The organism is Brevibacillus composti, from assembly GCF_016406105.1.
GTDB classification, from domain to species: Bacteria; Bacillota; Bacilli; order Brevibacillales; family Brevibacillaceae; genus Brevibacillus; species Brevibacillus composti.
The window spans coordinates 599,025-611,050 of sequence record NZ_CP066308.1; the positions used below are offsets into that span (position 1 = coordinate 599,025).

11 protein-coding genes are annotated in these 12,026 nt (G+C 57.6%); 9 read left to right on the plus strand and 2 right to left on the minus strand.

The features are described 5' to 3' along the window. Positions 1-2: 2 nt before the first annotated feature. A complete protein-coding gene (gene gatB, locus JD108_RS03195; protein ID WP_198828535.1) occupies positions 3-1,439 on the plus strand; it encodes an Asp-tRNA(Asn)/Glu-tRNA(Gln) amidotransferase subunit GatB in 1,437 nt (478 codons plus the stop codon). An 82-nt stretch (positions 1,440-1,521) separates the two neighbouring features. Here the strand turns inward: gatB and JD108_RS03200 are convergent, their stop codons facing one another. Further along, positions 1,522-3,270 carry an RNA polymerase sigma factor gene (locus tag JD108_RS03200; protein ID WP_228728287.1) on the minus strand — a complete coding sequence of 583 codons (1,749 nt, stop codon included), beginning with the start codon at positions 3,268-3,270 and terminating at the stop codon, positions 1,522-1,524. Positions 3,271-3,429: 159 nt separating this feature from the next. Here JD108_RS03200 and JD108_RS03205 point away from each other — a divergent pair, with 159 nt between their 5' ends. The 5 genes from JD108_RS03205 to JD108_RS03225 all read left to right on the plus strand — a co-directional run bounded on the left by JD108_RS03205 (position 3,430) and on the right by JD108_RS03225 (position 7,658). Beyond that, a complete protein-coding gene (locus JD108_RS03205; RefSeq protein ID WP_198828537.1) occupies positions 3,430-4,113 on the plus strand; it encodes an MOSC domain-containing protein in 684 nt (227 codons plus the stop codon). Between the two features lie 75 nt (positions 4,114-4,188). Continuing rightward, on the plus strand, positions 4,189-4,539 hold the full coding sequence (locus JD108_RS03210; RefSeq protein WP_198828538.1) for a hypothetical protein: 351 nt from the start codon (positions 4,189-4,191) through the stop codon (positions 4,537-4,539). A gap of 224 nt (positions 4,540-4,763) precedes the next feature. Then, positions 4,764-5,501 carry an ABC transporter ATP-binding protein gene (locus JD108_RS03215; protein WP_198828539.1) on the plus strand — a complete coding sequence of 246 codons (738 nt, stop codon included), beginning with the start codon at positions 4,764-4,766 and terminating at the stop codon, positions 5,499-5,501. Next, on the plus strand, positions 5,491-6,669 hold the full coding sequence (locus JD108_RS03220) for an ABC transporter permease (protein WP_198828540.1): 1,179 nt from the start codon (positions 5,491-5,493) through the stop codon (positions 6,667-6,669). Before JD108_RS03215 ends, JD108_RS03220 begins: the two co-directional genes overlap by 11 nt. Before the next feature lie 95 nt (positions 6,670-6,764). Then, positions 6,765-7,658, plus strand: coding sequence for a DMT family transporter (locus tag JD108_RS03225; RefSeq protein ID WP_198828541.1), 894 nt, complete (start codon positions 6,765-6,767; stop codon positions 7,656-7,658). A gap of 102 nt (positions 7,659-7,760) precedes the next feature. Here JD108_RS03225 and JD108_RS03230 read toward each other — a convergent pair whose 3' ends face one another. Next, the gene (locus JD108_RS03230) at positions 7,761-8,729 is read right to left on the minus strand and encodes an ROK family glucokinase (RefSeq protein WP_228728398.1); all 969 of its coding nucleotides are present in this window, start codon (positions 8,727-8,729) and stop codon (positions 7,761-7,763) included. 145 nt (positions 8,730-8,874) lie between these two features. On the opposite strand from JD108_RS03230, the gene JD108_RS03235 reads away from it, so the two are divergent. The 3 genes from JD108_RS03235 (at position 8,875) to JD108_RS03245 (ending at position 11,897) form a co-directional block, all read left to right on the plus strand. Continuing rightward, entirely contained in the window at positions 8,875-9,765 is an 891-nt protein-coding gene (locus JD108_RS03235) for a diacylglycerol kinase (protein ID WP_198828542.1), read from the plus strand. Positions 9,766-10,095: 330 nt separating this feature from the next. After that, a complete protein-coding gene (gene rlmD / locus JD108_RS03240) occupies positions 10,096-11,529 on the plus strand; it encodes a 23S rRNA (uracil(1939)-C(5))-methyltransferase RlmD (RefSeq protein WP_198828543.1) in 1,434 nt (477 codons plus the stop codon). A gap of 80 nt (positions 11,530-11,609) precedes the next feature. Beyond that, a complete protein-coding gene (locus tag JD108_RS03245) occupies positions 11,610-11,897 on the plus strand; it encodes a hypothetical protein (protein WP_198828544.1) in 288 nt (95 codons plus the stop codon). Positions 11,898-12,026: the final 129 nt, after the last annotated feature.

Here is a 12,026-nt window from a genome sequence, read left to right on the forward strand (position 1 = left end):
GCATGAGCCAGTTTGAAACCGTCATCGGCCTGGAAGTTCACGCCGAGCTGGCGACGAATAGCAAAATCTTCTGCGGTTGCCCGACGGAGTTCGGAGCGCCGCCGAATACGCATACCTGCCCGATTTGTCTGGGGCATCCGGGCGTTTTGCCTGTGACCAACAAACAGGCCGTAGAATTCGCGATGAAAGCCGCGCTCGCGCTGAACTGCGAAATTTCCCGCGAGACCAAGTTCGACCGGAAAAACTACTTTTATCCCGATTCCCCCAAAGCGTATCAAATCTCTCAGTACGACCAGCCGATCGGCTACAACGGCTGGATCGATATCGAGGTAAACGGCGTCACCAAGCGCATCGGCATCACCCGTCTGCATCTGGAGGAGGATGCGGGCAAGCTGACGCACAGCGATTTTGGCGGCGACTCCCTGGTAGACTTCAACCGGGTCGGCGTGCCCCTGATCGAGATCGTCTCCGAGCCGGACCTGCGCTCGCCTGAAGAGGCCAGAGCGTATCTGGAAAAGCTGAAGGCGATCATCCAGTACACAGGCGTATCCGACGTCCGCATGGAGCAAGGATCGCTGCGCTGCGATGCCAACGTCTCGATCCGTCCCGTAGGACAAGCGGAGTTCGGCACCAAAACCGAGCTGAAAAACATGAACTCCTTCCGCAACGTGCAGGTCGCCCTGGAGTATGAAGTGGAGCGGCAGAAGGAAGTGGTCACCTCCGGCGGCAAAATCGTGCAGGAAACCCGCCGCTGGGATGAGAACAACAAAAAGACCATTTCCATGCGCTCCAAGGAAGAAGCCCATGACTACCGCTACTTCCCGGATCCGGACCTGGTGCGGATGCAAATATCCGAGGAGTGGATCGAAGCTGTCCGCGCATCGATTCCGGAGCTGCCGGATGCGCGCCGGGCCCGCTATGTGAATGAATACGGCCTGCCGGAGAGCGATGCGGGCGTCATCACCATCTCCAAAGACACCGCCGATTTCTTCGACGAGACGGTCAAAACAGGCGCCGATCCAAAAGCAGCGGCTAACTGGCTGATGGTCGAGCTGCTCGGCTATCTCAATGCCGGCAACCTGACGCTGGCGGATGTAAAAATCACGCCGCACGGTCTCGGCGAGATGATCAAGCTGATCGAGAACGGCACGATTTCCTCCAAGATCGCCAAAACCGTCTTCAAGGAGATGGTGGAGACCGGCAAGGAGCCGCAGAAGATCGTAGAGGAGCAGGGCCTCGTCCAGATCAGCGATGAGGGCGCTCTGCTTCAGATCGTTCAGGAAGTCGTGAGCAACAGCCCGCAAGCTGTGGCTGACTACAAAGCCGGCAACGACAAGGCGATTGGCTTCTTCGTCGGACAGGTGATGAAGCAGACGCGCGGAAAGGCCAACCCGCCGATGGTAAACAAGCTGCTTCAAGACGTATTGAAAAACCTCTAAGAAATGAAAAGAGCCCGCGCTGCCAAATGATTTGGCAGGCGGGCTTTCTGTTTGGCAAATCCCGGCGATGCGGCATTTCTCCTCAGGCCAGCAGCTTCTTTTGCATCTCTTCCAGCAAGGCGACTGCGTCTCGCTCTTTCTCCTGAATCCGGCCAATCGCCGCGATCGCTTCCTGGGCGTGGGGCGGATCATTGGGCTGGCCGCCGGCGGGGAAGGGGAACATCTTCGCCAGGAGGGCAAATTCATCGGCGATTTGCTCGTACAGCCGGGATGACTCTCGCACCAGCGGGCGGATCGAGTCGAAGGAGGCGTCTGTCCAGGTCTCGGCGATCTCTGTCCAGAACAGGGAAGCATGGCGGCGGGCATCCTGAGCGACTGCGGTCGTGTAGGCATTTCCGTTTGGTTCGACGCTTTTTTGCTCAAAAGCCTGGCGCCAGGCATCGTACGCAGCCAGCCCGTAGGCGCAGGACGAACAGTCGGCTTCCTCCGCCTCCGCGCGGTAATGTTTCAGGATTGTCTGGAGTGCGCCCGTCAGCATGCTTTTTTGATCTGTCTCCAACGGCTTCTCGATGGCCATGACGAATAGATCCTCCAAGAGACCGCGACCGAGGTGTTCGTAAGAAATCGGCTTGTCATGCCCACAGTTGTCTCCCGCCTGGAATTCGCGCTTTTCGGTGTCATAGCCGTAGATCAGGCCGAATTCAGGGATAAACAGATCCCAGCAGAGCACCGCCTGCCCGCGGTCGATTGCCTCGTGGATCAGCGACAGCGCTTCCGGCAGTTTGTCCGGCAGCTTTCTCTTTTCACGCGCGCCCGGAGCAAGCAGAGTCGGGGCGACCTGGTTGGCATTGGGACCGTGCTCTGCCCTCGTAAACTGGCTGACCACCTTGGTCTCGTAGCCGAGATTGCGCATCCCTTCCGGCAGCAATCGGGCAAAATCGAACATGGTCGGCCCTGCGATGTGCACATCGCCCGGAACGACGCTGATCCGAAACGCATGGCCGGTCAAGCCCATCACCATCGGCATGGAAAAACGGCGCTGTGTATACTCGGTCAGTCCGTACATCGCCACAGCGGCCGTGGTCCATACAGGCTGGGAAAAGGCTTCCGGCTTTTTGAGCGTCACTTGTTTCATCAATCCCTCATCCTTTCGGTTGCAGATGTAGTGGTCAACCGCGAGACGAATCCTCTCTTGCCCCAATTTTTTGCGTGAACGCGAGAGAATCTGATAGACGTTGGGTTGCGACATGCGGAACAGTTCGGCGATTTCTTGCGGCGACAGGTGATCGAAGAAATGAGACTCGACGATTTTCCGCTCCCTCGGATTCAGGCAGCGAAGCATCTGCGTAATCGTCTCCAGCAGCTCCCGGCGCATCAGGGCTTCTTCCGGCGACGCGAACTCCTCGCTCCCGGCCCGTGCCTGCTGTTTGCCCAGCCGGTAGAGGATGCTGTCGAGACTCTCCCAGTCGGTGTCCGCTTCGGCGTCACCCGTCGCGCTCCAGCTGGAAAAGACCTGTTCCATGGCAAAAGGGGCAGCCTTCAGCCGCGTATACGCCTGATTGCGCACGATCCGGTGCAGCCAGGGCAAAAAACGCCGGCTGTCCACCAGGGTGCCAAGGTGGAGAAAGGCTCGGATCAGCGCCTCCTGCACAATATCCTCCGCCATAAACGGCTCCGGGGCAAAAGAACGGGCATATCCATACACCTTGGCCCGATGCCGCCTGACCAATTCGCCAAACGCTTCCCTGTCTCCGGTGCGCGCCTTTTCAACCAATCGCCAATCTTCCTGCTCTTCTGTCACATCTTTTGTCGGGACGAACTTATCCAGCAATGAACACACCTCTTTTGCAGATTGACCTATGACATAGACTGGCAACCGCTCACGATTCTGACATGATACAGACACTTTTTTTTCATTTACTTCGGCTTTTCCATCTGACATGATTGTAGAAGAATTCGTCATAGAAGGAAACTGGAGGGAAACTGCCATATGGGTCATGCGCCAATCAGATTGGTTTCACTGAACGTAGGGAAGCCTGTCCGTTTTTCTTACCGGGGAAAAGAATTGGAAACAGGCATTTTCAAACAGCCGACGACAGAGACGCTTTATCTCTCCCATGTGAATCTGAGCGGGGACGGTCAAGCGGATCTCGTCCACCACGGCGGACCGGACAAAGCGGTCTGCGTATACCCGCACGAGCATTATGCCTACTGGGAGGAGCGGCTGAATCGAAAGCTCCCGCCGGCGGCTTTCGGTGAAAATCTCACCACTGCAGGCCTGCTCGAAAGAGACGTGTGCATCGGCGACATCTATCAGCTGGGGGACGCCGTTGTGCAAGTCAGCCAGCCCAGACAGCCCTGCCACAAGCTGGCGAAGCGCTACGATCTGCCCGAGATGGCATTGTGGGTACAGGAGAAGGGCTATACCGGCTATTACTTCCGCGTCCTGCAGGAGGGGAATGTGTCGCCGGACAGCGAGTTGACCCTGATCGAGCGCCACGCCGCCGGCATCACCGTGGCCGAGGCGAATCGCATCATGCATCATGACAAGGGTGATCTGGAGGCGGTGAAGGGCATCCTGGCGGTAGCCGAGCTGTCAGCCAACTGGCGCCATACCTTTCAGAAGCGCCTGCAGGGGGAAGAGACGGACCCGGCACGGCGTCTCAACGGATGAGGCGGTTTCGTTTGTAAGAATGGAAATGCTCCCCTATAATGGAAGGGAGATTGTATAGAGGGGGTTTTGATCAGCATGAAAATCCTGTCCGTAGCAGGGGAGAGCGTGCCGCCGAGCAAGGGTGGTTCTCCGGCTGATACGTTTGAGCGTTCGCTGGTTACCTATGAAAAAGAGGGGCAGCAAAAGACAGTGACCGTCACCTACGTCCGCTATTTTGAAAAAGTGCTGGCGAGTGAGGGCATCTACGATCAGGAAGCAGAAGGAGTGCCGGTCAATCGCCTGGTGGGGCTGCTCTATCTGGAGCATCATGGCGAGACGCGGGAAAATCGCCATTACATCAACGATACGGAAGACTTCGTCAAATTGTTTGACGGCTTCTCACTGGGTCAACTGAAAGCCAAATATCCGCACCTCTCCCTATCCTAGCAGGGGAGAGAGCTGGCGAAAGGATTCGGAAGATTCTGATTCGATCTCGGGCAGATAGACGATACGGGACGGATCTCCTCTTTCGGGAGCGAGATCTTTCTTTCTATGCGCAATGTGGCGGCCGGTCGCCAAGATAGAGTGAAGTCAGGTCCACAAGTTGCATAGCCTATCAGGAGGGCTTCATAGTGTGAAGCCTTTTTTAAGGAATAAAGAGAGGGATGCCCATGATTGAAGTTGAGCGGGTCAGCAAGCGCTTCGGCAAGCTGACGGCAGTCGAGGATGTTTCCTTTTTTGTCGAAGAAGGCGAGGTATACGGCCTCGTCGGAGAAAACGGAGCAGGCAAAACGACGACGATGCGGATGATGGCCACCATCCTTCAGCCGACATCGGGAGACATCCGGATTCGCGGGTTTTCCGTACAGAGGGAGCCGGTAGAGGTGCGCCGCCGAATCGGCATCCTGTTCGGCGGAGATGTCGGCCTATACAGCAGATTGACGGCCCGCGAGAATATCGCCTATTTTGGCAAGCTCTACGGTCTGCGCGACGGTGAGCTGGAGCGGCGGATCCAGCAGCTCAGCGAGATGCTGGACATGTGCGAATACATGGATCGCAGGGTCGGCGGATTTTCCCGGGGAATGAGGCAAAAGGTGGCTATCGCCCGGACACTGGTGCATGACCCGGATGTCATCCTGCTGGATGAGCCGACGACCGGTTTGGATGTAACCGCAGCCAACCTGTTTCGCCGGATGGTGGCCAGGCTGCAGGAGGAGGGAAAGACGATCCTTTTTTCCAGTCACAATATGGGGGAAATCGAGCGTCTGTGCAACCGGATCGCCATCATGCACAAAGGAGAGCTCAGCTACGCAGGGACGGTCGGGGATTTGCGCCGGAAGGTCGGCATGAGCGACCTGGATGACATCTTCATGACGATGGTGGAAGGAGGAGGAGGCGGTGGGGCATAACATCGTCTGGACGGTATTTCGCAAAGAGCTGACCGATTTGCTGCGGGACCGCAAGACCTTGGTCGGGACATTCCTCATACCGATTGTCATTATTCCGTTTGTCTTTTTTTTATTGACCATGTCCTACACCCATGTGGAAAAGGAAGCTCGCGCATATATACCGATCGCGGTCAGCGGCCAGTCCCTCCTCATCGACTACCTGAAAAAGATGCCTGGCGTCGAGCTGATCGCCGCTGCACAGCCGGAAAGCGAGCTGGAGCAGGGGAAGCTGCGGGCGATTATCACCATCCCCGCGGGCTTCGACCAGCAGTTGAAGGCCGGGGGCACGGCAAAGGTACAAGTGGCCTATGATTCCACCAATCAGAAATCGGTGTACGCCAAATCTGTGATCGAAGAAGCGGTTGCAGCGTACAGCAGCGAGATCGTCAATAATCGGCTGCGCCAGGCGGGCTTGTCCCCGCGGGCGATCTATCCGATCGAGACGGTCTTCGACAATACGGCGTCAAAGGATCGGCAGACGGGCGGCATGCTGGCCAGCATCATCCCGTTGATGCTGGTCCTGTCGCTCGCTTCCGGCGGCATCGCCGTGGCAACCGATCTGGTAGCAGGTGAAAAGGAGCGGGGGACGCTGGAATCGCTGCTCTCGGCGCCGATCTCCGCCAATCAACTGCTGACGGCCAAGCTGATGACCGTCATGGTGATCAGCTGTATCAGCGCGACGGCTTCCCTCTTGTCCCTGTCGTTTGTCTATCGGATGGGGCCGTTTGCGGAGGCGGCGGGGGTTTCGCTGCGAATCCTGGAGCCGGGCTCGCTCATCGTCCTGGCCGGGACGATCCTCCTGCTGGCGGCGATGTTCGCCGGGCTGGAGCTGACGCTTAGCACCGTCGCCAAATCGTTCAAGGAAGGGCAGACCTACATGACAGGCGTGGTCGTCCTGGCGATGATTCCCTCCTACATGATGATGCCGCTCAATCCCACGGACATCCCCGATTGGTATTATTTTATTCCCGTCTTCAACGGTGTCGCTTTGTGCAAAGAGGTGTTTTACGGGGCGATCCAACCCTGGCATGTCTGTGTGGGGCTGGGCACCTCGCTCTTGTATGTGATCGGCATTCTGGTGTTGTCCGCCAAGCTGTTTCGCCGGGAAGGGGCCGTGATCAAAGGGTAGGGATCAGTGGTTCTGACAATGTCCTGCATGCATGAGATTGACATGCAAACGGCAGGGCGATGATCGAGATCGTACCAGAGGATGGTGATTTTTCCATGAACAAGCTCTATACCGGGGTGCTCTACGTGTTTTTATCGGCAGCGGGCTTTGGCGTCATGTCTATTTTTGCGATATACGCTTACGGAGCAGGGGCCTCTGTCTCCACGCTGTTGTTTCTGCGCTTCCTGCTGGCGGCGCTGCTCTTCTTTGGCTGGATGGCTCTGAAACGAGAACCGCTGGGCATTACGAAAAAGCAGGGGATTGCGCTCTTTTGCCTGGGCGGAGTCTTGTATACGCTCCAGTCTCTCTCCTTTTTCTCGTCCGTGCAATACATTCCGGCCTCGCTGGCGGGACTGCTCTTGTACACGTTTCCCGTCTATGTGACCGTGCTCAATTATTTCGTCAATAAAGAGGCGCTGCGAAAGCAGACGATCGGGGCGATTCTGCTGTCGCTGGCGGGGCTGGTGATGGTGCTGGGCCTCTCGTTCGACGGGGTGCAGCCGCTCGGCGTTGTTCTGGCTCTCGCCGCGGCGGCGTTTTACGCCATCTACTTCATCGTCGGCAACCGCGTCGTCAGCGGGCTTTCGCCGTATGTCACGAGCGCCTATGTCTCTTTGTTTGCGGCCTGTTCGACTTTTGGACTGGCACTGCGGGACGGCGGTCCTGACTTCGGCTTCGGCATGCAAGGCTGGCTGGCGCTGGGAGGGATCGTTCTCTTTTCCACGATTCTGGCGATGGCTTGCTTGTTCCGGGGCATTCAACTGATCGGCTCCACGCGGGCTTCGGTATTAAGCACGTTGGAGCCGGTGGTGACGATCGGCTTTTCCGCCTTGCTGTTCGGGGAGAGATTGGGCATGCTCCAGCTCCTGGGCGGCTGTGCGGTGCTGCTGGGGGCTGTATGGATTGTGAGGAGCCAGGGGAAACAGGCGGAGGACTCCGTGGAGGCGTAGGAAGGGGAGCGCAAATTCGTTCAAGCGGGCACAGCCGTTCTCTGTTTGGAGAAAAGGCTGTGCCTCTTTGCTGGTTTCAGGTGGCCCGGCTTGCCGGAGTCATCAGGTGAGCCGCGAACGAATCAGCCAAGCGGCGCCGATCATGCCTGCGTCATTTCCCAGAGCGGCGGGGACGATCTCGGTCGCGCCGGCGATATAGGGAAATGGCACATAGCGGTGAAACGATTCGCGTACACGTGAAAAGAGGAATTCACCGGCGGCGGCAATGCCTCCGCCGATAATCAGCTTCTCCGGATTCAACAGCAGCGTCAGATGGGAGAGGGCGAGGCCGAGGTAGAGCCCTGCCCTGTCCGCGATGGCCAGCGCCCCCGCGTCGCCCGCTGCGGCTGCATCCCATACATCCCGCGCCCGGATCTCCCCGGTGCGGGCAAGCGTCTCGGCGAGGAGTGGGCTTGTGCCCGCGCGGACCGCCTCCTGCCCCGCCCGGATGATGCCTGTCGCGGAGGCGTAGGTCTCCAGGCAGCCTGTCTTGCCGCAGTTGCAGAGGGGGCCGCCCTCGGGGGCCATGGACATATGGCCGATCTCTCCGGCGATGCCATGTACTCCATCGACGATCTGGCCATTGAGAATAATGCCTCCGCCGACACCCGTTCCCAGGGTGATCATCACCATATCCCGCGCTCCCTGCCCGGCGCCCTGCCACATTTCGCCGAGGGCCGCCGTATTGGCATCATTCTCGACCGCGACCAAAAGTCCGGTCTGTGCGGCCAGCTTGTCCCGCAGCCGCACCGGGCTTCGCCAGTTGAGGTTCACGGCTTCGCGGACAACGCCGTTTTTCGCGTCTACGGTCCCGGGCACGCCTACGCCGATTCCGGCTGCGTCTGTCCGGTGGAGCCCGTGCGCGGCCAGCAGGCCATCCATCATCTCGCCTATTTTTTTCACGATGCCGTCCTCGCCGTCCCCTACGGGAGTCGCGTCCTGGGACTTGACGAGCAGGCTGCCCTCTGTGGTGAACAGCGCCATTTTAATAGCGGTGCCGCCGATATCCACACCCACCATGACTGTACGCAGCTTCACGCACCTCCATTTCGTTCATCAGGGAATCTTTTCCTATCTTATCATGCCGGGCGCCGGCATAGCGATTCCCAAAAATGGCTATACAGGATATGATGAGTAGAGAGAACGAAAAGTGCGTAAAGAGGAAGAAGGGAAAGCGTTGAAACGAGCCAGATTGATATACAATCCCACCTCGGGGCGGGAGATCGTTCGGCGCCGTCTGCCGGAAATCCTGGATTCACTGGAATTGGCCGGATACGAGGCATCCTGCTACGCGACCAGGGGCGAACACGACGCGACCGAAGAAGCGTCCCGCGCAGTTTCTCGCGGTTTTGACGTCATCATCGCCGCGGGAGGGGACGGCACGATCTACGAGGTGGTCAACGGCATCGCGGAGAAAAAGGCCCGCCCCGCCCTCGGAATCATCCCCTGCGGCACCAGCAATGACTTGGCCCGGGCTCTCGGTATCCCCCGTTCGGTAAAAAGGGCATGCCGGATCATCGCGGCGGGCAAAAAGAAAAAAGTAGACGTCGGCCGGATAAATCAACGGTATTTTATCAATATTGCCGGAGGAGGCTCCCTGACCAACCTGACGTATGAGGTGCCGAGCAAGCTGAAGACCGTCATGGGGCAGCTCGCCTACTATGTGAAGGGACTGGAAAAGATCCCGTCCCTGCATCCCATCCACGTGCGGCTGGAAACCAAAAATGAGGTGCTGATCGACGAGGAAATCATGATCTTTCTGATCGCCAACAGCCGTTCGGTAGGCGGTTTCGAGCGACTGGCGCCAAATGCAGATTTGAGCGACGGCAAGCTGGATTTGATCGTCGTCAAAAAGGCCAATCTGGGCGACATTATCCGACTGGCTACGCAGGCGATCCGAGGCGAGCATATAAAAGACCCCTTGATCATGTACGTCCAAACGGATTATCTGAAAGCGACCACGCAGGGCGGGGAAAGGGTGCAGCTCAACCTGGACGGAGAATTGGGCGGTCAGCTGCCATGCGAAATCAAGGCGCTGCCGGGCCAATTGGAGCTGTTTGTGCCGTAGGCGGCTCGGCTTGGGAGCGAGGGAGTCGGGCAAACATGGCCGCAGATATGTGACCGCAGTGTCGGGCAACCGTATACGCAGACATATGACCGCAGTGTCGGGCAACCGTAGCCACAGATATATGATGGCAGACAGATGACCACAGAAAAGTCGGCGGATCCGTCGGCAAAGCGGCCCCAGCCCAGCCTCTTGCCCCACGGGAACAGGCGGGGTTTGCGGTCAGGCACAAATTTGCATTACAATGAACCCGAGGAAAAGGATTCGCCCTGCGCAGCGGGGCAGCCAGACCATTGGCATACCATACAGGCAACAGAAAAAGGAGTAACACGAGTGGCGAAAACAGCGAAGAAACGACGCGGAGCGCAGGCGGCTGCCAAACAGCCGCTTGATTTGCCCGTGCGTCTGGGACAAATCGTAGAGATAGAGATCACCGGCCTCAGTCACGAAGGAGCCGGTGTCGGACGGGTGGAGGGCTACACCCTGTTTGTGGCGGGAGCATTGCCCGGTGAGCGCGTCCGCGCCCGTGTCGAGCATCTCAAAAAGAATTTCGGCTTTGCCGGACTGGCGGAAGTCGTGGAGCAGAGTGCGAGCCGGGCGCTGCCGCCCTGTCCGCTATACGACCGCTGCGGCGGCTGCTCGCTGCAGCATCTCGCCTATGAGGAGCAGCTCGTCCACAAGCAGCAGATCGTCAAGGACAACCTGCGCCGCATCGGCGGCTTTGACGTCGAGGGAGATAAGGCGATCACGGTTCATCCGACGCTGGGGATGAGCGACCCGTGGAGATACCGCAACAAGGCCCAGGTGCCAATCGGCGAGCAGGACGGCGCGCTGGTGGGCGGCTTTTACGCGGAGAAATCCCATGAGATTATCGATATGAACGAATGCCTGATCCAGCATCCCGCAGGTGACGAGGCGGTAAACGCCGTCAAAGCCATCGCGTCGGAGCTGTGCATCCGTCCTTACGATGAGGCGAGCCATTCCGGGCTGCTGCGGCACGTCGTCGTCAAGGTAGGCGCCCGCACCGGTGAGGTGATGGTCGTGCTGGTGACGACAGAGGAGAACATTCCGCAGCGGGACAAGCTGATGGAAGCCATCCGCACGCGGCTGCCGGGCGTGAAGAGCATCGTGCAAAATATCAATCCGGCCCGGACCAATGTGATTTTCGGCGAGAAGACCGTGACACTGTGGGGGAGCGACGTCATCTATGACACGATCGGCCCGATCCGCTTTGCGATCTCCGCGCGCTCCTTTTATCAGGTGAATCCGGCGCAGACCGAGGTGCTGTACAACAAGACGCTGGAGTACGCGGGGGCTACGGGGATGGAGACCGTCATCGACGCTTACTGCGGGATCGGGACGATCTCGCTTTTCTTGGCGCAGAAGTCCCGCCATGTGTACGGCGTGGAAATCGTGCCTGAAGCGATTGCGGATGCCAATCGGAATGCGGAGCTGAACGGGATCGAGAACGTGACCTTCGAGACGGGGCCGGCCGAGGTGGTTATCCCGGCGTGGAAGGAGCAGGGGATACGCGCCGATGTGATCGTCGTCGATCCGCCGCGCAAAGGCTGCGACGAGGCGCTGCTCGCGACGATTTTGCAGATGAAGCCGGAGCGGGTGGTGTATGTGTCCTGCAACCCGTCGACGCTGGCGCGGGATTTGAAGGTGCTGGCGGAGTTGTATGAGGTGAAGGAAGTGCAGCCGGTGGATATGTTTCCGCATACGGGGCATGTGGAGTGCGTGGTAAGGATATATCGGAGGGAATAAGGGGAGATTTAAATTCGAGATGAAACATGCTATACTTGGATAGAATGTGAGCTTAGTATTTCAAAGGAGGATGATTCCTCATGGGATTTCAAGTGATTAAAGAAACGAAAAAATCTACAATATACCGCCACACTGACTTTCCGAAATATCGGATAAAAATTAGTGAAGGCGGGTTTGCACACAATAGGAAAGACCCAGATCAATCTATTGAAGAAATATTAATATTGACAATTACCAACGACGAAACAGAAAAGTCCTCTGAGCAACGCTGTTTTCAAGACGAAGATGAAATATTAAATCAAATTGAGAATGATCTTAAACTAAAGGGTAACAGACAATTTGAAAGAGTATGGTGTACTATTGGATAATCGTGTCTAGCTAACCTCCCCTCACACGTGGCGGAGGTTTTTTCATACGAACATATACTCGCTGACAGGAATGTGCCGCGTTGATAGTGTATAATAGTTGAGAGACTGTCGAAAAAAGGGAGTTCCGTT